22 protein-coding genes are annotated in these 23471 nt (G+C 70.8%); 18 read left to right on the forward strand and 4 right to left on the reverse strand.

Annotated features, from left to right (window positions below):
* The first annotated feature begins 5 nt into the window (after positions 1-5).
* From IF04_RS0121685 to IF04_RS0121700, 4 genes are all read left to right on the forward strand, one after another.
* Positions 6-296: a type B 50S ribosomal protein L31 gene (locus tag IF04_RS0121685; RefSeq protein ID WP_030260289.1), complete on the forward strand. Its 291-nt coding sequence runs from the start codon at positions 6-8 to the stop codon at positions 294-296.
* Positions 296-1450 carry a GTP-binding protein gene (locus tag IF04_RS0121690; protein ID WP_030260292.1) on the forward strand — a complete coding sequence of 385 codons (1155 nt, stop codon included), beginning with the start codon at positions 296-298 and terminating at the stop codon, positions 1448-1450. The genes IF04_RS0121685 and IF04_RS0121690 overlap by 1 nt, the downstream gene beginning before the upstream one ends.
* A 92-nt stretch (positions 1451-1542) precedes the next feature.
* On the forward strand, positions 1543-1779 hold the full coding sequence (gene rpsR, locus IF04_RS0121695; protein WP_030260293.1) for a 30S ribosomal protein S18: 237 nt from the start codon (positions 1543-1545) through the stop codon (positions 1777-1779).
* A 182-nt stretch (positions 1780-1961) separates the two neighbouring features.
* On the forward strand, positions 1962-2201 hold the full coding sequence (locus IF04_RS0121700; protein WP_030260294.1) for a DUF397 domain-containing protein: 240 nt from the start codon (positions 1962-1964) through the stop codon (positions 2199-2201).
* Between the two features lie 73 nt (positions 2202-2274).
* On the opposite strand, the gene IF04_RS0121705 is transcribed toward IF04_RS0121700, so the two are convergent.
* Positions 2275-2823, reverse strand: coding sequence for an ATP-binding protein (locus IF04_RS0121705; protein WP_051831425.1), 549 nt, complete (start codon positions 2821-2823; stop codon positions 2275-2277).
* A gap of 324 nt (positions 2824-3147) precedes the next feature.
* On the opposite strand from IF04_RS0121705, the gene IF04_RS0121710 reads away from it, so the two are divergent.
* The 4 genes from IF04_RS0121710 to IF04_RS0121725 all read left to right on the forward strand — a co-directional run bounded on the left by IF04_RS0121710 (position 3148) and on the right by IF04_RS0121725 (position 6934).
* Entirely contained in the window at positions 3148-4011 is an 864-nt protein-coding gene (locus IF04_RS0121710; RefSeq protein ID WP_030260299.1) for a helix-turn-helix domain-containing protein, read from the forward strand.
* Positions 4012-4075: 64 nt separating this feature from the next.
* The gene (locus IF04_RS0121715) at positions 4076-5533 is read left to right on the forward strand and encodes an aldehyde dehydrogenase family protein (RefSeq protein ID WP_030260301.1); all 1458 of its coding nucleotides are present in this window, start codon (positions 4076-4078) and stop codon (positions 5531-5533) included.
* Between the two features lie 139 nt (positions 5534-5672).
* Positions 5673-6254, forward strand: a complete 582-nt coding sequence (locus tag IF04_RS0121720) for a DinB family protein (protein ID WP_051831426.1) — start codon at positions 5673-5675, stop codon at positions 6252-6254.
* A 47-nt stretch (positions 6255-6301) separates the two neighbouring features.
* Positions 6302-6934, forward strand: a complete 633-nt coding sequence (locus IF04_RS0121725) for a PadR family transcriptional regulator (protein WP_030260307.1) — start codon at positions 6302-6304, stop codon at positions 6932-6934.
* Positions 6935-6944: 10 nt separating this feature from the next.
* Here the strand turns inward: IF04_RS0121725 and leuE are convergent, their stop codons facing one another.
* Positions 6945-7607: a leucine efflux protein LeuE gene (gene leuE, locus IF04_RS0121730; protein ID WP_030260310.1), complete on the reverse strand. Its 663-nt coding sequence runs from the start codon at positions 7605-7607 to the stop codon at positions 6945-6947.
* Between the two features lie 136 nt (positions 7608-7743).
* On the opposite strand from leuE, the gene IF04_RS0121735 reads away from it, so the two are divergent.
* The 3 genes from IF04_RS0121735 (at position 7744) to IF04_RS0121745 (ending at position 11828) form a co-directional block, all read left to right on the forward strand.
* Positions 7744-8502, forward strand: a complete 759-nt coding sequence (locus IF04_RS0121735; RefSeq protein ID WP_030260314.1) for a MerR family transcriptional regulator — start codon at positions 7744-7746, stop codon at positions 8500-8502.
* Positions 8503-8644: 142 nt separating this feature from the next.
* Positions 8645-9916: a DedA family protein gene (locus IF04_RS39890; RefSeq protein WP_078600574.1), complete on the forward strand. Its 1272-nt coding sequence runs from the start codon at positions 8645-8647 to the stop codon at positions 9914-9916.
* 220 nt (positions 9917-10136) lie between these two features.
* On the forward strand, positions 10137-11828 hold the full coding sequence (locus tag IF04_RS0121745; RefSeq protein ID WP_030260321.1) for a threonine/serine exporter family protein: 1692 nt from the start codon (positions 10137-10139) through the stop codon (positions 11826-11828).
* A 117-nt stretch (positions 11829-11945) separates the two neighbouring features.
* On the opposite strand, the gene IF04_RS0121750 is transcribed toward IF04_RS0121745, so the two are convergent.
* Positions 11946-12440: an inorganic diphosphatase gene (locus IF04_RS0121750; protein WP_030260327.1), complete on the reverse strand. Its 495-nt coding sequence runs from the start codon at positions 12438-12440 to the stop codon at positions 11946-11948.
* A gap of 87 nt (positions 12441-12527) precedes the next feature.
* Between IF04_RS0121750 and dacB the strand changes: the two genes are divergently transcribed.
* The 6 genes from dacB to folE all read left to right on the forward strand — a co-directional run bounded on the left by dacB (position 12528) and on the right by folE (position 20276).
* Complete coding sequence (dacB, locus tag IF04_RS0121755; RefSeq protein ID WP_030260329.1) at positions 12528-14126, forward strand: D-alanyl-D-alanine carboxypeptidase/D-alanyl-D-alanine endopeptidase; 1599 nt, start codon at positions 12528-12530, stop codon at positions 14124-14126.
* A gap of 76 nt (positions 14127-14202) precedes the next feature.
* Complete coding sequence (locus IF04_RS0121760) at positions 14203-15351, forward strand: zinc-dependent metalloprotease (RefSeq protein WP_030260332.1); 1149 nt, start codon at positions 14203-14205, stop codon at positions 15349-15351.
* A gap of 257 nt (positions 15352-15608) precedes the next feature.
* Complete coding sequence (gene tilS, locus IF04_RS0121765; protein ID WP_030260336.1) at positions 15609-16622, forward strand: tRNA lysidine(34) synthetase TilS; 1014 nt, start codon at positions 15609-15611, stop codon at positions 16620-16622.
* 105 nt (positions 16623-16727) lie between these two features.
* Positions 16728-17267: a hypoxanthine phosphoribosyltransferase gene (gene hpt / locus IF04_RS0121770; protein WP_030260340.1), complete on the forward strand. Its 540-nt coding sequence runs from the start codon at positions 16728-16730 to the stop codon at positions 17265-17267.
* Between the two features lie 270 nt (positions 17268-17537).
* Positions 17538-19553, forward strand: coding sequence for an ATP-dependent zinc metalloprotease FtsH (gene ftsH / locus IF04_RS0121775; RefSeq protein ID WP_030260343.1), 2016 nt, complete (start codon positions 17538-17540; stop codon positions 19551-19553).
* A gap of 117 nt (positions 19554-19670) precedes the next feature.
* Positions 19671-20276 carry a GTP cyclohydrolase I FolE gene (folE, locus tag IF04_RS0121780; RefSeq protein ID WP_030260345.1) on the forward strand — a complete coding sequence of 202 codons (606 nt, stop codon included), beginning with the start codon at positions 19671-19673 and terminating at the stop codon, positions 20274-20276.
* A 30-nt stretch (positions 20277-20306) separates the two neighbouring features.
* Here folE and IF04_RS0121785 read toward each other — a convergent pair whose 3' ends face one another.
* Positions 20307-21425 carry an alpha/beta hydrolase gene (locus tag IF04_RS0121785; RefSeq protein ID WP_030260347.1) on the reverse strand — a complete coding sequence of 373 codons (1119 nt, stop codon included), beginning with the start codon at positions 21423-21425 and terminating at the stop codon, positions 20307-20309.
* Positions 21426-21581: 156 nt separating this feature from the next.
* On the opposite strand from IF04_RS0121785, the gene IF04_RS0121790 reads away from it, so the two are divergent.
* Positions 21582-23429: a phosphatidylglycerol lysyltransferase domain-containing protein gene (locus tag IF04_RS0121790; RefSeq protein ID WP_030260349.1), complete on the forward strand. Its 1848-nt coding sequence runs from the start codon at positions 21582-21584 to the stop codon at positions 23427-23429.
* Positions 23430-23471: the final 42 nt, after the last annotated feature.

The raw sequence follows: 23471 nt of genomic DNA on the forward strand, positions 1-23471 counted from the left end.
GCGCCATGAAGCCTGGAATCCACCCCGCGTACGGGCCCGTCGTCTTCCGCGACCGGGCCGCCGACTTCGCCTTCCTCACCCGGTCGACCGCCACCAGCGAGAAGACGGTCGAGTGGGAGGACGGCAACACCTACCCGGTGATCGACGTGGAGATCTCGTCGGCGAGCCACCCCTTCTACACGGGCACGGCGCGCGTACTGGACACCGCGGGGCGCGTGGAGCGCTTCGAGCGCCGGTTCGGCAAGCGGACGCCCGGCGGGCGGCGCGCGGCCGACGGTGAGCGCGGGGACCGCTGATGGACCGCGACCGGCTCTCCGTGGTGATCGTCGGCGGGCTGCACGCGGAGGCCCGCCGGGCCGCCGTCGAGCAGCTGCTGCGGACCGTCCCGGGCAGCGTCGCCCTCCACCACGACCTCGCCACCGCCGCCGACGGCGTCGTGCAGCGCACCGTGCGCGACGGCACGGGCCTGCTGGACAGCGGCGAGGCGCCGCTGGTCAACGACTGCGCGTGCTGCGCGCTGCGCGAGGACCTGGTGCCCGAGCTGGAGCGGCTGGCGGACGGCCGGACCTGCCGCCTGGCCGTCGTGGAGCTGTGGGACTCGGTCGAGCCCAAGGCGATGGCCGAGGTGATCGACTCCTGCGGCGGCGAGTCGCTCGCGCTGACCGGCGTCATGACTGCCGTCGACCCGGCCCTGCTGCTGCCCTACCTGGGCTGCGGCGACGACCTCGCCGAGGCGGGCCTCGCGGCCGCCGCCTCCGACCAGCGGACCGTCGCGGACACCTGGGCGCGCCAGTTGGAGTACCCGCCGGTGCTGGTCGTCGCGCCCGGTGAGGAGCCGGGTGACGAGTCGGACCTCGCGCTGCTGAACCAGCTGCACCCCACGGCGCAGCGCATCCCGGTGGAGTCGCCGGAGCTGGCGGCCGCCGCGATGGCGGGGTTCGACGTCGCGGCCGCCGCCGCGCGTCAGCACCCGGCCTGCGCGCTGCTGCCGCAGGAGGCCGACGAGGCGGACGTCGCGACCCTGGTGTGGCACCGCACGCGGCCGTTCCACCCCGGCCGGCTGCATGCCGCGCTGGAGGACCTGTGCTGTGCTGCCGCGCGCAGCCGGGGCCGGTTCTGGCTGGCCGACCGGCCGGACACGCTGCTGTCCTGGGACGCGGCGGGCGGCGCGCTCTGCGTGGAGAACACCGGGCCGTGGCTGGCCTCGCTGCCGGACGCCGCCTGGGAGATGGTGCCGCCGATGCGCCGGGCCGCCGCCGCGCTGGACTGGGACCCCGAGCACGGTGACCGGGCGCAGCACCTGGTGTTCACCTCGCCCGGCCTGGACCGGGAGGGGCTGATCTCGCTGCTGGAGTCCTGCCTGCTCACCGACGCGGAGTACGCGCGCGGCCGGGAGTACTGGCGGCAGCTGTCCACCGCGTTCGACGAACTGCTCGACCCGGTGCCGTAGTCGGCGTCCGCCAACCGCGATACGCGTGTGTCGTGCATCTACATCAATTCTCGGCCGTCTTCGATGGCCCGATTTCGTGAGGAACCCCTGTCATGCCCCGTCGTCCCGACCCGCGCAAGAAGAGCGCGCCGCGCCCCAACCCGCTCGATGCGGCGGGGATCACCTACATCGACTACAAGGACACCGACCTGCTGCGGAAGTTCATCTCCGACCGCGGGAAGATCCGCAGCCGCCGCATCACCAGGGTTTCTGCCCAGCAGCAGCGGCAGATCGCCGCGGCGATCAAGAATGCACGGGAGATGGCGCTGCTGCCGTACGCCGCCCGCTGACCGTACGCTGCCGGGCATGGGGAGCGGGGCGGAGGGGAAGGCGCTCGACGGACGGGGCGCGGCCCGACGAGCTGTGACGGGCTGGCCACAGGCTGTCGTGCACGTGCATCTGCCCGAGCATTGGCATATGAACAGAGTTATGATCCCGGGCAGTTGATGCCATTCCTCACCGGGAGAGACCAGTGCCCCACGCGTACAACGGCATGGCCGCATCGGATCTCGATGGAGTGGTGTGGCAGAAGAGCCGGCACAGCAACTCCAACGGTACGTGTGTGGAGTTCGCCAAGCTGCCCGGCGGCGATGTGGCGGTGCGCAACTCCCGCTTCCCCGACGGGCCGGCGCTCGTCTATACGCCGGCGGAGATCGAATCGATGCTGCTCGGCATCAAGGACGGCGAGTTCGACCACCTGATACGGGACTGAAGTCGCAACGGGGCCCGGTCTCTGCACGTGCATGCGACACATGCACGTGCATGTGTCGCATGTGTCTGCGTGGTCAGCTCGCCTGGGCCCGGGAAGCGGCCGTGGCCTGGGCCGGTACCTGCGGGAGCTGGAAGAGCGCCCAGACGACCTTGCCGTGCGGGACGTCCTCCAGGCGGTGCCAGCCCCAGCTGTCGCTGAAGGAGTCCACCAGGTAGAGCCCGCGCCCGGACTCCGCGGAGAAGTCCGCCTCGCCCTCGACCGGCGAGGCGTCGCTGCCGTCCCGTACCGCGCAGACCAGCCGGCCCGCCCAGCGGATCAGGTGGAGTCTCGGCGAGGCGTCGTCGGCGGCCCCGTAGGCGCGCCCGTCCGCCGCGTCGGCCCGCTCCGGTGCCGCGTGCCGCAGCGCGTTGGTGACCAGCTCGGACACGACCAGCGCGACGCTGTCGAAGAGCTCGTCCATGTTCCAGCGCTGCAGCGTCTCACGGGTGAACTGCCGGGCGCCGCGCACCGATTCGTACTGCGGCCGCAGGGTCCAGGAGACGGAGCCGGAGATGGCTGCGGGGTCGACTGGCGGAAGCCCCTGCCATAACGGCGCGAGCATGGTCGAAACCTTGGTCCCCATGCGAGGCACTCCTGGCGTTCGCGGACGTCACGATCCAGACGGGTGTGCCCAGATCTCGCGGGTCTTTCACGAGCGTGCATGTGTGCGACCTCCATGGTTCCGAATGCGTACGGCAGATGCAAGGGCAGATGCACGTGCACGCGTCCACTTTGTGTACGGCCGTAGGCATAGCGGCGTAATTCTTCCTACGCACTCTTGTGCCCGGCTTTACCGAAGGTGCGAGAACAGGCCCATATCCGTAACCGGTTGAGCACGCAACGGAGCCCGAACGTGGCAGACTGCCGCTCATTGTTGGACGGGGTGGGTCACGGGAGGGTCGAAGTTGTGACCGCAAGTGAGTCGAGCGGATCTGTGGTGCGGCGCATCCTGCTGGGGTCGCAGCTGCGGAGGCTGCGAGAGTCCCGCGGGATAACACGTGAGGCGGCCGGCTATTCGATCCGTGCGTCGGAATCGAAGATCAGCCGTATGGAGCTGGGGCGGGTGAGCTTCAAGGCGCGGGACGTGGCGGACCTGCTGACCCTCTACGGCGTCGGGGACGAGGCCGAGCGCGACTCCCTCCTCGGGCTGGCCCGTGAGGCCAACGTGGCGGGCTGGTGGCACAGTTACGGCGATGTGCTTCCCGGCTGGTTCCAGACATATGTGGGGCTGGAGGGAGCCGCTTCGCACATCCGCACCTATGAGGTGCAGTTCGTGCACGGGCTCCTGCAGACGGAGGGGTACGCGCACGCCGTCGTGAGCCGCGGCATGCGCGGCGCCCCCGCGGCCGAGATCGACCGCCGCGTCGCGCTGCGCCAGGAACGCCAGAAGCTGCTGATCGCGGAACGGGCGCCGCAGTTCGACTGCGTACTGGACGAGGCCGCGCTGCGCCGCCCGTACGGCGACCGCTCGGTCATGCGCGGTCAGCTCCAGCATCTGATCGACATATCGGAGCGCCCGAACGTGCGGCTGCAGGTCGTGCCCTTCAACTTCGGCGGGCACGCGGGCGAGAGCGGTGCCTTCACGATGCTGCGCTTCCCCGAGTCCGACCTCTCCGACATCGTCTATCTGGAGCAGCTCACCAGCGCGCTGTATCTGGACAAGGCCGAGGAGGTCGGCCAGTACGAGCGGGTGATGAGCAGCCTCCAGGAGGAGAGCCTGGACCCGTCGCGCACCCGGGATCTTCTTCGGGGCCTCCTCCAACTGACGTGACTCGTCAGTAGAATGACGCAGGCTCAGCCAACCCCACAGGCGCCCGCACAGAGTAGGAACAACCATGTCCTTCTTCTCCGACCTGGCCTACCAGTACATCGACGGTGAGTGGCGGGTCGGCAGCGGCTCGTGGGACATCATCGACTTCAACCCGTACGACCAGGAGAAACTTGCGTCCGTCACGGTCGCGGGCGTGGACCAGGTCGACGAGGCGTACCGCGCGGCCGAGCGTGCGCAGCGCGAGTGGGCGCGCACCAATCCGTACAGCCGCCGGCTGATATTCGAGAACGCGCTGCGCATCGTCCAGGAGCGCGAGGACGAGATCATCGAGGCGATCGTCGTCGAGCTCGGCGGTACGCGCGTCAAGGCGGCCTACGAGGTGCGCACGGCACAGGAGTTCCTGCGCGAGGCGGTACAGCTCGCGCTGCGCCCCGAGGGGCGCATCGTGCCGTCCCCCGTGGAGGGCAAGGAGAACCGCGTCTACCGGCTGCCGGTCGGCGTCATCGGCGTGATCAGCCCGTACAACTTCCCGTTCCTGGTCACGCTGAAGTCGGTGGCGCCCGCGCTCGCTCTGGGCAACGCGGTCGTCGTCAAGCCCAACCAGAACACCCCGGTGGTCGGCGGCGGCCTGATCGCCAAGATCTTCGAGGACGCGGGCCTGCCGGCCGGCCTGCTGAACGTCCTGATCACCGACATCGCCGAGATCGGCGACGCGCTGATCGAGCACCCGGTGCCCCGGGTGATCTCCTTCACCGGCTCGGACAAGGTCGGCCGGCACGTCGCCGCGGTCACCGCGGGCCACTTCAAGCGCGCCATCCTCGAACTGAGCGGCAACAGCGCGCTGATCGTCCTGGACGACGCGGACGTCGACTACGCGGTGGACGCCGCGGTCTTCAGCCGCTTCGTGTACCAGGGCCAGGTCTGCATGGCCGCCAACCGCGTCCTCGTGGACCGCAAGGTCGAGGCGGAGTTCACCGAGAAGTTCGTGGCCCGGGTCCGGAAGCTGAAGACCGGCGACCCGCGCGACCCGGACACCCACATCGGGCCGCTCATCAACAGCTTCCAGGCCGAGGCGCTGACCGCACTGGTGGAACGGGCGGTCGCCGAGGGCGCCACGCCCCTGGTGCGCGGCCGTACGCGGGGCAATCTCGTCGAGCCCACGGTGCTGTCCGGGCTGCCCGCCGACTCCGCGCTGTACGGACAGGAGATCTTCGGGCCCGTGGTGCTGCTCGGCGCGTTCGACGGCGAGGCGGAGGCGGTGCGGCTCGCCAACGACTCCCCGTACGGCCTGAGCGGCGCGGTGCACACCGGCAACGTGGAGCGGGGCGCGCGGGTGGCCCGGGAGATCGAGACCGGCATGATCCACATCAACGACAGCACGGTCCAGGACGAGCCGCTGGTGGCCTTCGGCGGCGAGAAGGCGTCCGGGGTCGGGCGGCTGAACGGCGAGTCGACGGTGGAGGCGTTCACGACCCAGAAGTGGGTCTCGATCCAGCATGAGCGGACGACGTTTCCGTTCTGAGTTCCCTTTCTGGGTCCCCTTTCTGGCGGGCTCGGTCCGATGGCGGTGCTTGCGGACAGAACCTGACCGCAAGGGCTCGTAGCTTGGTCGGTGTCGGGGGAGCTCCCCGGCACCCACGAAGCGACGAAAGGCGGCTGCCATGCCCACTCACGTGCCTGCCGAGGCCCACGGCGACGAGCGCGGCGCGCTCCTGGCCTTCCTCGAAGCGCAGCGCGGCGGGGTCCGCCGCGCGCTGCTCGGACTGACCGACGAAGCGGCCGCGCGCCGCCCCAGCGCCAGCGAGCTGTCCCTGTCCGGGCTGCTCAAGCACGTCGCGCAGACCGAGCAGGGCTGGCTGGAGGTCGCGCAGGAGCTGCCGCCCTCCATCAAGCGCGACGAGAGCACCTGGCACCTCAGCTTCCAGCTGGAGGAGGGCGAGACCGTCGCGGGCATGCTCGCCTACTGGGACGGGGTGGCGCAGCGCACCGAGGAGTTCATCCGCTCGGTGCCGAGCCTGGACGACACCTTCCCGCTGCCCGACGCGCCGTGGTACCCGCCGAACGCCCGGCAGTCCATGCGCTGGCTGGTGCTGCACCTGATCGAGGAGATCGCGCGGCACGCGGGCCACGCCGACATCGTCCGCGAGTCCCTGGACGGCGCGACGGCCTTCGCCCTGGTGGACGAGGAGCGGGTGCTGCGCGAGAAGCAGGCGGTGCAGGGGCCGGAGTCCGCCGGGCAGTAGCGTGCTGACCGGCAAGGTCACACCCGGGGACGAGGAGAGCGCGGGCGATGTCGGCGATCCGGCTGCTGGTACTGGGAGCCGTGCGGCAGCACGGCCGGACCCACGGCTACCAGGTACGCAGCGACCTGGAGTACTGGGGCGCCCATGAGTGGTCGAACGCCAAGCCCGGCTCGATCTACCACGCGCTGAAGCAGATGGCGAAGCAGGGGCTGCTGCGCGCGCACGAGACCGCGCCGAGCACGGCCGGCGGGCCGCCGCGCACGGAGTACGAGCTGACGGACGCGGGGGAGGCGGAGTACTTCACGCTGCTGCGTGCCGCGCTCTCCCAGCACGACCAGAAGGTGGACGTGCTGAGCGCGGGCATCGGCTTCATGGTCGACCTGCCGCGCCAGGAGGCGGTGGCCCTGCTGACGGAGCGGGTGCGGGCCCTGGAGGCGTGGCGCGCCGAGGTCACCGGGCACTACGTCCCCGAGGACGGCCCGGAGCAGCTCGGCCACATCGGCGAGATCATGAACATGTGGGTGCACGCCGCGGACACCGGAGCCGAGTGGGCCCGCTCCCTGATCGCGCGCATCGAAGGGGGCGCCTACGTCTTCGCGGGCGAGGGCGCGCCCTTCGTGGGCGTACTGCCGGAGGGCACGCCGAACCCGTTCGCGGACAAGCCGCCGTTCAGGGGCTAGCCGCGGGCGCTCAGCCCGTGCCGGCCATCGACAGCTTCGCCGCGAAGCCCAGGAAGGCGGCGCCGGCGCCCGCGGTCAGGCCCGCGGTGAGGCGGCGCCGCTTGCGGAAGGTCGCGGCCAGATACGTACCGCTGAAGATCAGGATCGACAGGTACGTGAAGCTGAACAGCTGGGCCCACGCGCCGAGCGCCAGGAAGGACAGCGTCTGGTGCGCGTAGTGCGGATCGACGAACTGCACGAAGAAGGAGATGAAGAACAGGATCGCCTTCGGGTTGAGCAGGCTGACCACGAGGGCGCGGCGGTACGGCCGCTCGGTCTCCTCCTTGGGCCGCGCGGGCTCGCCCGCCTTCTCGGCCCTGCGGGCCTCCCGGCCGCGCCACATCGCCACCGCGCCGCGCAGCATCCCGATCGCCAGCCAGGTCAGATAGCCGGCGCCCGCGAACTTCACGACCCCGAAGGCCAGCGGGCTGGCCTGCAGCAGCGACGCCACGCCGCCCGCCGAGAGCGTCATCAGTACCGTGTCGCCGCACAGCACGCCGGCGGCCGCCCGGTAGGCCACCTTCGGCCCGCGCCGCGCGGCGACCGAGACGACGTACAGCGAGTTCGGGCCCGGCAGCAGAATGATCAGCGCGAGGCCCGCGAGATACGTCGAAAGATCCGTTATCCCCAGCATGGCCGCAGGATGCCATCCGGAACCGGAAGGGTCACGCCGTTTCCGGGATGCGGACACGCTCCGCCCCGGGACGGCGGGCTTGCACCTCACGCGACGTGAGGCGGCACCGTGAAGGCGTACCGAGAAGGGAGCGGAGATGACGTACTCCGTGGGACAGGTCGCCGGGTTCGCCGGCGTCACGGTGCGCACCCTGCACCACTACGACGAGATCGGACTGCTCTCGCCGAGCGCGCGCAGCCACGCGGGCCACCGGCGCTACGACGACGCCGACCTCGACCGGCTGCAGCGCGTCCTGTTCTACCGGGAGCTCGGCTTTCCGCTCGACGAGGTCGCGGCACTTCTGGACGACCCGGACGCCGACCCGCAGGAACACCTGCGGAGGCAGCACGAGCTGCTGACCGCCCGGATCGCCCGGCTGAAGGAGATGGCCGCGGCCGTGGAAACCGCGATGGAGGCACGCAGGATGGGCATCAACCTCACGCCCGAGGAGAAGTTCGAGGCGTTCGGCGACTTCGACCCGGACCAGTACGCGGAGGAGGTGCAGCGGCGCTGGGGGAACACCGACGCGTACAAGGAGTCGCAGCGCCGCACGGCCTCGTACACGAAGGAGGACTGGAAGCGGCTCACGCAGGAGTTCGACGCGATCCACCGCCGGATGGGCGTCCTGCTCGCCCAGGGGGTCGCCGCCGACTCCGAAGCGGCGATGGACGTCGCCGAGGAGCACCGGCGATTCATCTCCGGCCACTACTACGAGTGCGCCCACGAGCTGCACACCTGCCTGGGTGAGATGTACGTCTCCGACCCGCGGTTCACCGCGACGTACGAGGCCATCCGGCCGGGGCTGGCGGAGTACATGCGGGACGCGATGCTCGCGAACGCGGTCCGTCGTTCCTGAGGGGCTCCGGGGCGTCGGGCCGGGCAGCTGGAACCAAGGGGCGGTACGAGGCGTTGATAGCTTTGGGCCGCATACTGCGCCTGTACCCCGCTCACCGCCTACCGACCGATCCGGCGCCCTCGACCCAGGAGCCCTGCCCACCGTGAACACTCTCGCGCTCGGCCCCCAGTGGCTGGACCCGGACTATCTGATCAGCACCTTCGGCCTGATCGGCGTTCTGGTCATCGTCTTCGCGGAGTCCGGTCTGCTGATCGGTTTCTTCCTGCCCGGCGACTCCCTGCTCTTCACGACCGGCCTGCTGGTCACGGCCGGGAAGCTGGACAAGCCGCTGTGGCTGGTGTGTCTGCTGATCGTGCTGGCGGCGGTGCTGGGCGACCAGGCGGGCTATCTCTTCGGCCGGAAGGTCGGGCCCTCGCTGTTCAAGCGGCCCGACTCCAAGCTGTTCAAGCAGGAGAACGTCGAGAAGGCCCACGAGTTCTTCGAGAAGCACGGCCCGAAGTCGCTGATCCTGGCCCGCTTCGTGCCGATCGTGCGGACGTTCACGCCGATCATCGCGGGCGTGAGCCGGATGAACTACCGCTCGTTCATCACCTTCAACGTCATCGGCGGCCTGCTGTGGGGCGCGGGCGTGACGCTGCTCGGCGCGGCGCTGGGCGGCATCGAGTTCGTGCACAAGAACATCGAGGCCATCCTCGTCCTGATCGTGCTGATCTCGGTCGTCCCGATCGTCATCGAGTACCTCCGCGGTCGTAAGAAGGGCAAGAAGGCGGCCGCTGAGCGCGCCGAGGGCCCCGAGGGTGCCGAGGGCGCTGCGGGCCAGGACGTGCCGCAGGGCGGCCCCGCCGACGCCACCCAGCCGATGCCGCGCGTCCCGTACGAGGGCGAGGAGCGCGCCCCGTACGGCGCGCAGCAGGACGGGCCCCAGTACGGCCGGCAGCAGCAGCCCCCGTACGGCCACCAGCAGCCCCCGAACGGCCGCGGCCAGGCCCCGTACGGTCAGAGCCAGGCTCCGTACGGCCAGGGACAGGCTCCGTACGGTCAGGCGCAGTCGTCGCCGTACGGGCGGCAGGATCCGGCCTCTTACGGCGGACAGCAGGCCCCCTACGGCGGGCAGCAGGCATCCTCCTACGGTGAGCAGCAGGCGCCTCGGGCGCAGCAGTCCCCGTACGGCCGGCAGGACGCTCCGCAGGCCCCGCAGGCGCCCTACGGACAGCAGCCGCAGCAGCCCCAGCAGCCCCCGTACGGCGGGCAGTCCGGGCCCGCTCCGTACGGCCGTCCCGCGCAGCAGCCGGGCGGGCCGGAGCAGTATTATTCAGAGCCGCAGCACCCTCAGCAGGGGCCGCAGCAGCCGCACCCCCAGGATCACCAGCAGCCTCCGGGCGAGGGGCGCCGCGGCCGCCACGCCAAGCGCTGACCGGCTGCGCAGCACATCCCCCGTACCGCACCGCCCTTGGGCGTCCCTTCCGTTCCGCGTCGCCGCGGAGTGGTTCAGGGGCGCCTTCGCGGCGTCCAGGGCGGGTTCACCCCCCACCCCATTTCCCACCCTGCGAACCCCCGCCCCGCGCGCCAGGGGCGGCGATCAGGCATGGTGGCTTTGACGACGGACGCAGCAGGCGCACGAGGAGCGAGGAGCAGTGGCGTCGGACCCGGAGACCCCCGAGGACCGCAAACCCCAATCGGACGAAGCGCGGAGCGCGTTCACCCCGCCGCTCGGCGTGCCCCAGCCCCCACTGCACGAGGACGAGCACCCCACCTCGGAATTCGCCCTCCCTGAGGGAATGCGGGCCGAGGCGCCCGCCGAGCCGGAGGGGTCCGCCTTCGCGCCCCCGGGCAGCGCGCCGAACGGCGCCACCGGCTCCACCACGGGCACCCACCAGCTGCCCACCACGCCCGCCGGCTGGCCCGCCTTCACCCCGCCGCACGGCATACCGGTCGTCAGCCTGACCAAGGACGTCCCCTGGCAGGACCGGATGCGCACGATGCTGCGGATGCCGGTCACCGAGCGCCCGGCTCCGGAGCGGATCGAACGCGCCGACGAGACGGGGCCCGCCGTGCCGCGCGTGCTCGACCTCACGCTCCGTATCGGCGAGATCCTGCTCGCCGGCGGTGAGGGGGCCGAGGACGTCGAGGCGGCCATGTTCGGCGTCGCCCACGCGTACGGCCTGGAACGGGTCGAGCCCACGGTCACGTTCACGCTGCTGTCGATCTCGCATCAGCCCTCGCTGGTGGACGACCCGGTGACGGCCAGCCGCACGGTCCGCCGGCGCGGCGTGGACTACACCCGGCTCTCCGCGGTCTTCCAGCTCGTCGACGACATCACCTCCGACGGCATCACGCTGGAGGAGGCGTACCGCGGCCTCGCCGAGATCCGGCGCAACCGCCACCCGTACCCGAGCTGGGCGCTCACCGTGGCGTCCGGCCTGCTGTCCGGCGCGGCGAGCATGCTGGTCGGCGGTGGCCTGACGGTCTTCATCGCGGCGGCCATAGGGTCGATGCTCGGCGACCGGCTGGCGTGGCTGGCGTCCGCACGCGGGCTGCCGGAGTTCTACCAGTTCGTGGCGGCGGCGATGCCGCCTGCCGCGATGGGCGTGGCGCTGAGCATGACGCACACGGGTGTGCAGGCGTCGGCGGTCATCACCGGTGGCCTCTTCGCGCTGATCCCGGGGCGGGCGCTGGTGGCGGGCGTACAGGACGGCCTGACGGGTTACTACATCACCGCCGCCGCGCGTCTGCTGGAAGTCGGCTACCTCATCGTCGGCATCGTCATCGGGGTGCTCGGCGTGCTGTACATCGGCGTCCAGCTGAGCGCGCACACGCTGAACCCGGAAGAGGGCTTCGGATCGTTCGACGAGCCGGTGGTCCAGATCATCGCCTCGCTGCTGCTGGCGCTGGCCTTCTGTGTGCTGCTTCAGCAGGAACGTCACACCGTGCTGTTCGCGACCTTCAACGGCGGCGTGGCCTGGGTGATATACGGCGCCCTCACGCAGGCCAGGATCCACCCGGTGGTCGCCACCACGATCGCGGCCGGCCTGGTCGGCCTCTTCGGCCAGTTGCTGTCCCGCTACCGCTACGCGTCCGCGCTGCCGTACGTCACGGCGGCCATCGGCCCGCTGCTCCCCGGTAGCGCGACGTACTTCGCGCTGCTCAACTTCGCCCAGGGCAACCTGGACGCCGGCGTCTCCTCGCTGATCAAGGCCATCTCACTGGCCCTGGCCATCGCGGTGGGCGTGAACCTCGGTGGCGAAGTGGCCCGCCTCTTCATCAAGGCCCCCAGCGGCGAGGAAGCAGCCACCCGCCGCGCGGCGAAGCGCACGCGCGGCTTCTAAATGCAGCCCGTCCGGCGTTTGAGGACATCTTGTACGCCGATGGGCGGACACCCGCAGGTGCCCGCCCATCGGTACCACCGGCTACCGGCCGGGGTCGGAAAACCCGAGCCGCCAGGCTCAGTGCTTGCCGCCCTGCGCCTCCAGGCGCTTGAACGAAGCCTCGATCTCGGCCTCGGCCTCGCTGCGGCCGACCCAGTTCGCGCCCTCGACCGACTTGCCCGGCTCCAGGTCCTTGTAGACCTCGAAGAAGTGCTGGATCTCCAGGCGGTCGAACTCCGACACGTGGTGGATGTCGCGCAGGTGCTCCACGCGGGGGTCCGAGGCCGGGACGCACAGCAGCTTGTCGTCGCCGCCGGCCTCGTCGGTCATGCGGAACATACCGATGGCGCGGCACTTGATGAGGCAACCCGGGAAGGTCGGCTCGTCCAGGATGACCAGCGCGTCCAGCGGGTCGCCGTCCTCGCCGAGGGTGTTCTCGACGAAGCCGTAGTCGGCCGGGTAGCTGGTCGAGGTGAAGAGTCGACGGTCCAGGCGGATCCGACCGGTCTCGTGGTCCACCTCGTACTTGTTCCGCGAACCCTTCGGGATCTCGATGGTGACGTCGAACTCCACGGGTGGCTCCTCCATGATCAACACATACGTCTGGTGATTAAGTGTCCCCCACGCAGGTGTGTGGTGGCGAAAGGGGCTGGGTCCAAGGTGCCGGAGACCAGGTCGTGGCAGGTCAGGTGGGTCGGCTGGGGCCGTACCTGCATACGGGCGACAGCCGGTGCCGGCCGGGGCGCCGCACAGTTCGTGGCCGACGAATGGTTCTTCGCCCGCCAGTGGTGGCGGCGGACACCGGTACAGCGCAAACGGACCTGGCAGCTCACGGCCGGTTCCGCTGTCGCGGGTCTCGCGGTCGCGGCCGGTGCGGTGGCGACGGCCGGTCCGTGGGACTCCGGCCAGCGTACGGCCGAACGGGCCCGCGCGGCCCGCTGGGACGGCCGAGGTGGTGAGCGTCACGACGGCGGATCCCCGGCTCCCGGCGCGGCTCCCGTCCTGGCGGCGCTGGGTGCCCCTGTGAAGGGCGGCGGGGACAGCGCCCCGCCCCCGACCCGCAGCGGCCTCGCGGACGCCCTGGCGCCCCTGCTGAAGGCGCCCGAGCTGGGTCCCGTACGGACCGCTTCGGTCGTGGACGTGGCCACCGGCCGCGAGGTCTTCGCCAGCCACCCGGGCCGGACCGCGACCCCCGCCTCCACGATCAAGCTCGGCACCGCCGTGGCCGCCCTCAGCGCCCTAGGGCCCGACCACCGCTTCACCACGAAGGCCGTGCAGGACGGCCGCACGAAGGACGGCGCCGCACGGGTCGTCCTGGTGGGCGGCGGCGACCCGACCCTCACGGCCCGTACGCCCAAACCCGGTACGCCGGCCGCGCAGCGCCCCGCCGCGCTCGGCGACCTCGCCGCCGACACCGCGCGCGCCCTCAAGAAGCGCGGCACGAAGAAGGTCACCCTCCGTTACGACGACTCGCTGTACAAGGGGTCGCCGCAGCACCCGATCGGCCCCAACGAGAACCTCGCGCCCGTCACCGCCCTCACCGCCGACGAGGCCCGCCTGGACACCAGCAGCCACGGCACCGCACCCCGCGCCTCCGACCCGTCCGCCGAGGCCGCCCGCGCCTTCGCCGACGCCCTGCGCGCCCACGGCATCGCGGTCACCGGGGCGCCCCGGGACGCCGAGGCCCGCCGCACGGCCACCCGGCTCGCCGCGGCCTCCTCCCTCCCGCTCTCGGCCATCGTCGAGCGGATGCTCACGCACAGCGACAACGACATCGCCGAGCAGCTGGCCCGCCAGACGGCCGTGGCCACCGGAGCGCCGACGACCTTCAAGGGCGGGGGCCGCGCAGTACAGCGCACACTCGAACAGCTCCGCCTCCCTGTGGCGCGGACCGTCTTCCACGACGGCAGCGGCCTGGACCGCGACGACCGGGTCTCCGCCGGCCTGCTGTCCCACGTACTGCTGCTCGCCGCGGCCCCCGACCACCCGGAGCTCCGCCCGGTCCTCACCGGCCTCCCCGTGGCCGGCTTCACCGGCACCCTGGAGGCCCGGTACGCCGACGAGCGCGCGGGCGCCGGTGCCGTTCGCGCCAAGACCGGCACGCTCACCGGCGTGAACACCCTCGCCGGCACGGTCGTCGACGCCGACGGCCGGCTGCTGACCTTCGCCTTCATGACCAACGGCACCAGCGACCCGTACGGGGCGCAGCGCTCCCTCGACCGGCTCGCCTCGGCGGTGGCCAACTGCGGCTGCCGGTGACGCGGCGTGCCCCGTATGCGGCGTCGGCGCCGCGAATCGGCTACCCCCCGGCCGGGCGCACCCGTACCGTGAAGTCATGACGAGCATCGGTGGTGCCGAGATGGTCGACTGGAATCTCGCGGTGACGACCGCGTCCCGCTTCGTACGGCCGGGCCCAGAGGTGAGCCGCGAGGAGGCCCGCGCGGTCGTCGCCGAGCTGCGCAGGCACGCGAAGGCCGCCGAGGAGCACGTGCGCGCGTTCACCCGCATGACCCCACCGGGGAGCGAGGGCGCGGCGGCCCATGACACGCCCGTACTGGTCGTGGACCGGCCCGGCTGGATCCGCGCCAACGTCGCCGGCTTCCGCGCCGTACTGAAGCCACTGCTGGAGAAGATGCAGGAGCGCCGCTCCTCGCTCCCCGGTGGCGCGGTGATAGGCGCGGTCGGCGGCAAGGTGACCGGCGTCGAGCTGGGCATGCTGCTGTCCTTCCTGGCCTCCCGTGTGCTCGGCCAGTACGAGACCTTCGCGCCGCCCACCAGGGACCTGCCCGCGGGCGCCCGTGGCGGCCGGCTGCTGCTCGTCGCGCCGAACATCGTCCACGTCGAGCGCGAGCTCGAAGTGGAACCGCACGACTTCCGGCTCTGGGTCTGCCTGCACGAAGAGACGCACCGTACGCAGTTCACCGCGGTGCCCTGGCTGCGCGACCACATCGAGGGCGAGGTGCAGTCGTTCCTCGGCGAGACCGAGATCGACCCCGGCACGCTCCTCGAACGGCTGCGGGAGGCCGCCCAGTCGCTGACCGGGGCCAAGCCCGAGGGCGAGGCCGGCGAGGACGACGGCGGCCGCAGCCTCGTCGACCTCGTGCAGACCAAGACGCAGCGCGAGATCCTCGGCCGGCTGACCGCCGTGATGTCCCTGCTGGAGGGGCACGCCGACTACGTCATGGACGGCGTCGGCCCGCAGGTCGTGCCCTCGGTGACGGAGATCCGGGAGAAGTTCCAGCAGCGCCGGGCGAGCGGCGCCGGCCGCCTGGACCAGGCGCTGCGCAAGCTGCTGGGTCTGGACGCCAAGCTGCGCCAGTACCGTGACGGCGAGCGCTTCGTACGGGCCGTCGTCGACGAGGTCGGCATGGACGGCTTCAACCGCGTATGGACCTCGCCGAACACCCTCCCGACCAAGCAGGAGATCGCCAAACCGGCGGACTGGGTCGCGCGGGTGCACCGCAAGGCGGACGGTGCGCCGTAGGAAGGAAGGGCGCCGTGGACGCGCCGTAGGACAGAAGAACGCCCCCTCAATCACCCTTCTGAGGGACCGTGGCCCGGGGAGAGGCGTGCAATGCTCGGGTAACAGCTCATCTCTGTCACCATCGAGACACTCTGAGTGACCGCCCCGGGGATCGCCCGGCGATCCCCCCGGCGCTCGACCCCGAGATGCTCCCGGTGGGCCGGACGGCAGCCGCCGTCCGGCCCGAGGCTCCCCCAGCTGAACGATTGGAAACGGACATGGGTCCCCATCCAGCGGTCGCCGCAATACGCCTGGCGGTCCGCCGCGTACTCCACGACGTCCTCACCTCCCACACCCGGCGGTCCGGCCCCGACGCCCCGCCGCCCCTGGTGCTCGCCGCCTGCTCCGGCGGCGCCGACTCCATGGCGCTCGCCTCGGCCCTCGCCTTCGAAGCCCCGCGCCTCGGCGTCCGCGCGGGCGGCGTCACGGTCGACCACGGCCTCCAGGACGGCTCCGACACCCGGGCCGCCGAGGTCGTCCTCCGTATGCAGTCGCTCCGCCTGGACCCGGCCGAGGCCGTCGCCGTCGAGGTCGGCAGGGACGGCGGCCCCGAAGCGGCCGCCCGCGACGCCCGGTACGCCGCGCTGGACGACGCGGCGCGACGGCACGGCGCCGACGCGGTGCTCCTCGGCCACACCCGCGACGACCAGGCCGAGACCGTGCTCCTCGGCCTCGCCCGCGGCTCCGGCACCCGCTCGCTGTCCGGCATGGCCGCCGTCTCCGGCGCCGACGGCCGCTACCGCCGCCCCTTCCTCGAGATCGACCGGCAGACCGCCCGCAAGGCATGCCTGATCCAGTCGCTGCCCGTCTGGGACGACCCGCACAACACGGATCCCTCGTACACCCGCTCCCGGCTCCGCCACGAGGGCCTGCCGGCCCTGGAGAAGGCGCTCGGCAAGGGCGTCGTCGAGGCCCTCGCCCGTACGGCGCAGCTCTCCCGCGACGACGCCGACGCGCTGGACTCCTGGGCGGTCGAGGCCGAGCGCGGTGTGGCCGATGCCACCGGTGCGCTGGACGTGGCCGCGCTGTACTCGCTCCCTCCTGCGGTGCGCCGCAGAGTGCTCCGCCGGGCCCTGCTGCGTGCGGGCTCACCTGCGGGTTCGCTCTTCGCACGGCACATCGAGGAGGTCGACCGGCTGATCACCGCCTGGCGCGGCCAGGGAGCCATCGACCTCCCCGGGCTGGTGGGTGTGCGACGGCAGGGTGGCAAACTGGTCATCCGGCAGGGCTGAGCCGCGCGGGACCGCCGGGACGAGCGGGACCGCCGGGACGGCCGAGTCGATGACGGTCTAATGACACCGAACCGAGCGAAAGTGGCACGGGTGGACGACAAGGACATGGGTTCCGACCTTCAGTCGGTGCTCATCACCAAAGAAGAGATCGACGCGAAGCTGGCCGAGCTGGCCGCGAAGATCGACGCGGAGTACGCGGGCAAGGAGCTGCTCATCGTCGGCGTCCTGAAGGGCGCCGTGATGGTGATGGCGGACCTGGCACGTGCGCTGTCCACCCCCGTCACGATGGACTGGATGGCCGTGTCGTCGTACGGCGCGGGCACCCAGTCCTCGGGCGTGGTCCGCATCCTCAAGGACCTGGACAACGACATCAAGGGCAAGCACGTCCTGATCGTCGAGGACATCATCGACTCCGGTCTGACGCTGTCCTGGCTGCTGTCGAACCTCGGCTCGCGCGAGCCGGCCTCGCTGGAGGTCTGCACGCTGCTGCGCAAGCCGGAGGCGTCGAAGGTCGACATCGATGTGAAGTGGATCGGCTTCGACATCCCCAACGAATTCGTCGTGGGATACGGCCTGGACTTCGCCGAGAAGTACCGCAATCTGCCGTTCGTCGGCACGCTCGCGCCGCACGTCTACGGCGGCTGACGCCTGGTCGGCGGTGCCGGACAGGGCCTGGAAAGCACCTCGTGCCGGACGGCGGGAACCCTCAGCGGTCTCCCGCCGTTGGAGCAGGGAGGGCGGAATCCAAGTCGCATTGTTCCCCACGGGCAGCGGCGTCGGGTGACAATGCTGGGGTACCGTCCGAAGGTCAGTCTTTTTCGGGCCAGTAATACACCGTACGCACGACCAGACCTCCCCGAGGGCTGGAGTGCCTCACTGTGGCAGGAGGGACGGGGCCTTTAGGGCTCCGTATGGATGGACGTGAAGCGATACTTCCGTGGGCCGGTCATGTGGATCGTGCTGGCCGTCCTCGCCGTGGTCGTGTTGATGCAGGTCGTCAGTTCGTCCGGCGGCTACAAGACGGTGGACACCGGTCAGGTCGTCAAGGCGATCACGGACAACAAGGTGAAGTCCGCCGAGCTGACGACCGGCGACGAGATGAAGATCAAGGTCGAGCTCTCCGGCGGCAACAAGGTCGAGGGTTCCGACAAGATCCAGTCGAGTTACATCGGCGACCAGGGCGTGGACCTGGCCAAGACCCTGCAGTCCAAGTACCAGACGGGCGACATCAAGGACGGTTACACCGTCTCGCCGCAGAAGCAGAGCCCCTTCGTGGGCATGCTGCTCTCGCTGCTGCCGTTCGTCCTGATCGTCGTCGTGTTCCTGTTTCTGATGAATCAGATGCAGGGCGGCGGCTCCCGGGTCATGAACTTCGGCAAGTCCAAGGCCAAGCTCATCACCAAGGACACCCCCAAGACGACGTTCTCGGACGTCGCCGGGTCGGACGAGGCGGTCGAGGAGCTCCATGAGATCAAGGAGTTCCTGCAGGAGCCGGCGAAGTTCCAGGCCGTGGGCGCCAAGATTCCCAAGGGCGTACTGCTGTACGGCCCGCCCGGTACGGGCAAGACGCTCCTCGCGCGCGCCGTCGCGGGCGAGGCGGGTGTGCCCTTCTACTCGATCTCCGGCTCCGACTTCGTCGAGATGTTCGTGGGTGTCGGCGCCTCGCGTGTCCGTGACCTCTTCGAGCAGGCCAAGGCGAACGCCCCGGCGATCGTCTTCGTCGACGAGATCGACGCCGTCGGCCGGCACCGCGGTGCGGGCCTGGGCGGCGGTCACGACGAGCGTGAGCAGACGCTGAACCAGCTCCTGGTCGAGATGGACGGCTTCGACGTGAAGGGCGGCGTCATCCTGATCGCCGCCACGAACCGGCCGGACATCCTGGACCCGGCGCTGCTGCGGCCCGGCCGCTTCGACCGGCAGATCGCGGTCGACCGCCCGGACATGCAGGGCCGTCTGGAGATCCTCAAGGTTCACCAGAAGGGCAAGCCGGTCGCGCCCGACGTCGACCTCAGCGCGGTCGCGCGCCGTACGCCCGGCTTCACCGGCGCGGACCTGAGCAACGTCCTCAACGAGGCCGCGCTGCTCACCGCCCGCAGCGACAAGAAGCTGATCGACAACCACTTCCTGGACGAGGCGATCGACCGGGTCGTGGCCGGACCGCAGAAGCGGACCCGGATCATGTCGGACAAGGAAAAGAAGATCACCGCGTACCACGAGGGCGGACACGCCCTGGTCGCGGCGGCCTCACCGAACTCCGACCCGGTCCACAAGATCACCATCCTGTCCCGCGGCCGCGCGCTCGGCTACACGATGGTGCTCCCGGACGAGGACAAGTACTCCACCACGCGCAACGAAATGCTGGACCAGCTGGCATACATGCTGGGCGGCCGCGCGGCGGAGGAGCTGGTCTTCCACGATCCGACGACGGGCGCCGCGAACGACATCGAGAAGGCGACCGCCACGGCCCGCGCGATGGTCACGCAGTACGGCATGACCGAGCGGCTCGGCGCGATCAAGTTCGGCTCCGACAACTCCGAGCCTTTCCTGGGCCGCGAGATGTCCCACCAGCGCGATTACTCGGAAGAGGTCGCGGCCCTGGTGGACGAGGAGGTCAAGAAGCTGATCGAGACCGCGCACAACGAGGCGTGGGAGATCCTCGTCGAGAACCGCGACGTCCTCGACAACCTGGTCCTGGCCCTCCTGGAGAAGGAGACCCTGGGCAAGGAGGAGATCGCCGAGATCTTCAAGCACATCGTGAAGCGCCCGTCCCGCCCCGCGTGGACCGGCTCCTCACGGCGTACGCCCTCCACCCGCCCGCCGGTGCTCGCTCCCAAGGAGCTGGCCGCGGCCAATGGCGCGGCCACCGTGACGCCGACCGTCTCCACGGAGAAGGTCGAGCTCCCGGAGGACTCCGGCAGCAGCGAGGCGTGACAGGTCGGCCGCTCGCCTCAGCGGCCCCGGAATGAATGCCGCGTCCCCCAGGTTCTAGCCTGGGGGACGCGGCATTCCGCGGTTCGTAGCGGGGTGAATGACGGAACGAGGCACGAGATGACCGACCCGGTGACGCTGGACGGCGAAGGCAAGATCGGCGAGTTCGACGAGAAGCGCGCCGAGAACGCCGTGCGTGAGCTCTTGATCGCGGTCGGCGAGGACCCGGACCGCGAGGGTCTGCTCGAGACGCCGGCGCGGGTGGCGCGGGCGTACAGGGAGATATTCGGCGGCCTCTGGCAGAAGCCGGAGGACGTCCTCACGACGACCTTCGACCTCGGTCACGACGAGATGGTGCTGGTCAAGGACATCGAGGTGATGTCCTCCTGCGAGCATCATCTGGTGCCGTTCGTCGGTGTCGCGCACGTCGGTTACATCCCGTCCACGGACGGCAAGATCACCGGGCTGTCCAAGCTGGCCCGGCTGGTGGACGTCTTCGCCCGCCGCCCCCAGGTCCAGGAGCGGCTGACCACGCAGATCGCGGATTCTCTGATGGAGATACTGGAGCCGCGTGGGGTGATCGTCGTGGTGGAGTGCGAGCACATGTGCATGACCATGCGCGGCGTCCGTAAGCCCGGCGCCAAGACGACGACCTCGGCTGTCCGCGGCCAGCTCCGCGACGCGGCTACGCGCGCGGAGGCGATGAGCCTGATTCTGGCTCGCTGAGGAAGCCCGTTCGGGCCGTGAGTACCGCCGTCAGGCGTTCAGGCGGCCCGCCAGCCAGGTCAGCGCTGCCGGGATTTCTCGGCGCCAGGTGTTGAAGTTGTGGCCGCCGGTGTCGAGGACTATTGACGCGATGCGGGTGGGGGACTTGGTGCCCGCTATGAAGCGCATCGTGTCGGCGTAGTTTGTTTCGCCCTGCTTGCTGGTGGTGACCAGCAGGTTCACCGGCGGCGGGGGCAGATGTCGCTGCCGCCACATCAGGTCGTTCTCGCGCTGGAGCTGGGCGTTGCCGGCGAAGAGGTCGCCGGTGGTGGGGTCCAGCGGGGCCTTGTAGTAACCGGAGAGGGCTACGCCCGTCGAGTACGCCTCCGGGTGGCGCATGGTCATCTTCAGGGCGCAGTAGCCGCCCGTGGAGTCGCCCATCACGCCCCAGCTGCGGGCGGTCGTGCCGGTGCGGTAGTGCGCGGCGATGTCCGCGCGCAGTTCCTTGGTGAAGAACGTTTCGGTCTGCGGGCCGCCCGGTATGTCCATGCATTCCGTGTCGCGGGGCGGGGCGACCGTCGGGCGCATCATGACGAGGATGGTCGGCCGCATTTTGCCCTGGCCGATGAGCCGGCGTTCGGTCTGGGGATAGTGCAGCTTCGTGTAGAGCGCCTCGGCGGTGCCCGGGTAGCCGGTGAGTACGACGGCCGTGGGGAAGCGGTCGTGGGCGTGCCGGGGCTGGAAGTACTCCGGTGGCAGGTAGACATACGCGGGGCTGGTGATGCCGGTGGATTCGCCGCGTATCAGGACCTTGTCCAGCCGGCCCGCGACTTCGGGGCGCCGGTTGTCGTGCGGCAGGCCGGTGCGTTCCACGCCCTGTCGTTTCAGGCCGGTGCCGCCGGGGCCGGTGGTGTGGTCGACCACGACGCCGGTCTGCTGCTCCTGGCCGAAGAGGTCGGCCCAGGACGCGTAGAAGCCGAAGGCGTTGTTGACCACGAGGCCGACCGAGGCGAAGAGGGTCAGCTGGGTCGCCAGCAGCAGTGCGATCCGGCCCGTCACGGCGCGCCAGGTACGGGCCGCGAGGCGCGGCCACAGCAGCACCGTCCAGGCGAAGAAAGCCACCGCGACCAGCACGGTGAGCGCCAGCACGGTCTTACTGGTGAGATCCATGTCCACTTCCTGCCGGGCGACCGGGCGGCCCGGTCGTCTGATGGAACCCCGGGCCCTGAAGCGCCGTCCTACAGCGCGAATTGTCCACGTAGTGGCGACTTTGATGCTCCGCGTTCTGAAGGTCAGGCGGCTTGAGGAGCGGGCGACGGGAAAGTGATGTCTGACAGGCTAGATGGCGAAAAGTCCGGAGTGGTTGCGTGGCGTCGCGCACGCTGGGTGCGGGGACCGCGCCCGGAAGCGGTGCCCACGGCGGTCGGTACGGCCTGCACGCTGATCGGTCTGCTGAACGTGGCGTCCGGAGTCTTCCCACGCTTCCGGCACAGCCGCATGCACGCGCTGGCGGAGGTGCTGCCAGGTGCGGTGAGCCCGCTGGCCGCGGCCGCCTCGATCGTGGTGGGCCTGCTGCTCCTGCTGCTGGCGCACGGCCTGAAGCGGCGCAAGCGGCGGGTGTGGATCGCGGCGGTGACGCTGCTCCCGGTGGGCGCGGCGGCGCAGTTCGCGTACCGCCACTCCGTCATCGGAGCGGTGCTCTCGCTGGCGCTGCTGGCCTATCTGGTGCGGCACCGACGGGAGTTCGCGGCGCTGCCGGACCCGCGCAGCCGCTGGAAGGCGCTGCTGAACTTCGTCGTGCTGGGCGGCGTGAGCGTCGCCCTCGGCATGGTGATCGTCAATTCCCATCCGCACCGCACCGTCGGTGACCCGACGGTCTGGGCGGAGCTGCAGCACGTCATGTGGGGCCTGTTCGGCTTCGAGGGGCCCGTGGCGTACACCCACCACGTCGACTACACGGTCGGTTACTCGCTCGGCGCGCTCGGGCTGCTGACCCTGGCGACCACCGCGTACCTCGCCTTCCGGCCCGAGCAGCCGGCCGCCCGGCTCACGGTGGAGGACGAGGACCGGCTGCGGGAGCTGCTGGCCCGGCACGGCAGCCGGGACTCCCTCGGCCACTTCGCGCTCCGTCGTGACAAGGGCGCGGTCTTCTCGCCCAGCGGCAAGGCGGCGGTCTGCTACCGCGTGGTCTCCGGGGTGATGCTGGCCAGCGGCGACCCCATCGGGGATGTCGAGGCGTGGCCGGGTGCGATCGAGCGCTTCATGGAGGAAGCGCGGGTGCACTCCTGGACGCCCGCGGTGATGGGCTGCTCCGAGACCGGCGGCGAGGTGTGGACCCGGGAGACGGGTCTGGACGCGCTGGAGCTGGGCGACGAGGCCATCGTGGACGTGGCGGACTTCACGCTCTCGGGGCGCGCGATGCGCAACGTACGGCAGATGGTCAAGCGCATCGAGCGCAACGGGTACGAGACCAAGGTGCGCCGGGTGGCCGAGCTGTCCCCGGAGGAGGTCGAGGCGGTCCAGCGGGCCGCCGACGGCTGGCGGGGCACCGACACCGAGCGCGGCTTCTCCATGGCGCTGGGCCGGATCGGCGATCCCCGGGACGGCGACGCGGTGATCGCCACGGCGCACCGCGCACCCGAGGAGGGCGAGGTGCCGGGCTCTTACGGGGACCTGAAGGCCGTACTGCACTTCGTACCGTGGGGCCCGGACGGCATGTCGCTGGACCTGATGCGGCGCGACCGCAGCGCCGACCCCGGGATGAACGAACTGCTGATCGTGGCCGCCCTGCAGGCGGCGCCGAAGCTGGACGTGGCCAGGGTCTCCCTGAACTTCGCGATGTTCCGCTCGGCGCTGGCCCGCGGCGAGAAGCTGGGCGCGGGGCCGGTGCTGCGCACGTGGCGCGGGCTGCTGGTGTTCCTCTCGCGCTGGTTCCAGATCGAATCGCTGTACAAGTTCAACGCCAAGTTCCAGCCGCGCTGGGAGCCGCGCTTCGTGGTCTTCAGGGCCACTCGTGACCTGCCGCGGATCGGCTTCGCGGCGATGCAGGCCGAGGGCTTCGTGCAGCTCGGGCTGCCCCGGCTGCTGCGCCGGCGGCGTCCGGAGCCGGTGGCGCGGCCGTGTGCGCACCGGGCCCCGGGGCTGCGCGGCACGTCGGTCGAGCGGGCCGCCTGAGGGTCCGAGGGGCGGGCGCGGTGGCGGCGGGGGAGTCGGCGA

The organism is Streptomyces violens (genome assembly GCF_000717745.1).
Classification (GTDB): Bacteria; Actinomycetota; Actinomycetes; order Streptomycetales; family Streptomycetaceae; genus Streptomyces; species Streptomyces violens.

What these genes read in the sequence shown, in the direction of transcription:
- IF04_RS0121685 (WP_030260289.1), top strand. Translation starts at nt 6, where the DNA reads ATGAAGCCTGGAATCCACCCCGCGTACGGGCCCGTCGTCTTCCGCGAC.
- IF04_RS0121690 (WP_030260292.1), top strand. Translation starts at nt 296, where the DNA reads ATGGACCGCGACCGGCTCTCCGTGGTGATCGTCGGCGGGCTGCACGCG.
- rpsR (WP_030260293.1), top strand. Translation starts at nt 1,543, where the DNA reads ATGCCCCGTCGTCCCGACCCGCGCAAGAAGAGCGCGCCGCGCCCCAAC.
- IF04_RS0121705 (WP_051831425.1), bottom strand. Translation starts at nt 2,823, where the DNA reads ATGGGGACCAAGGTTTCGACCATGCTCGCGCCGTTATGGCAGGGGCTT.
- IF04_RS0121715 (WP_030260301.1), top strand. Translation starts at nt 4,076, where the DNA reads ATGTCCTTCTTCTCCGACCTGGCCTACCAGTACATCGACGGTGAGTGG.
- IF04_RS0121720 (WP_051831426.1), top strand. Translation starts at nt 5,673, where the DNA reads ATGCCCACTCACGTGCCTGCCGAGGCCCACGGCGACGAGCGCGGCGCG.
- IF04_RS0121725 (WP_030260307.1), top strand. Translation starts at nt 6,302, where the DNA reads ATGTCGGCGATCCGGCTGCTGGTACTGGGAGCCGTGCGGCAGCACGGC.
- leuE (WP_030260310.1), bottom strand. Translation starts at nt 7,607, where the DNA reads ATGCTGGGGATAACGGATCTTTCGACGTATCTCGCGGGCCTCGCGCTG.
- IF04_RS0121735 (WP_030260314.1), top strand. Translation starts at nt 7,744, where the DNA reads ATGACGTACTCCGTGGGACAGGTCGCCGGGTTCGCCGGCGTCACGGTG.
- IF04_RS0121760 (WP_030260332.1), top strand. Translation starts at nt 14,203, where the DNA reads ATGACGAGCATCGGTGGTGCCGAGATGGTCGACTGGAATCTCGCGGTG.
- tilS (WP_030260336.1), top strand. Translation starts at nt 15,609, where the DNA reads ATGGGTCCCCATCCAGCGGTCGCCGCAATACGCCTGGCGGTCCGCCGC.
- hpt (WP_030260340.1), top strand. Translation starts at nt 16,728, where the DNA reads ATGGGTTCCGACCTTCAGTCGGTGCTCATCACCAAAGAAGAGATCGAC.
- ftsH (WP_030260343.1), top strand. Translation starts at nt 17,538, where the DNA reads ATGGACGTGAAGCGATACTTCCGTGGGCCGGTCATGTGGATCGTGCTG.
- folE (WP_030260345.1), top strand. Translation starts at nt 19,671, where the DNA reads ATGACCGACCCGGTGACGCTGGACGGCGAAGGCAAGATCGGCGAGTTC.
- IF04_RS0121785 (WP_030260347.1), bottom strand. Translation starts at nt 21,425, where the DNA reads ATGGATCTCACCAGTAAGACCGTGCTGGCGCTCACCGTGCTGGTCGCG.
- IF04_RS0121790 (WP_030260349.1), top strand. Translation starts at nt 21,582, where the DNA reads ATGTCTGACAGGCTAGATGGCGAAAAGTCCGGAGTGGTTGCGTGGCGT.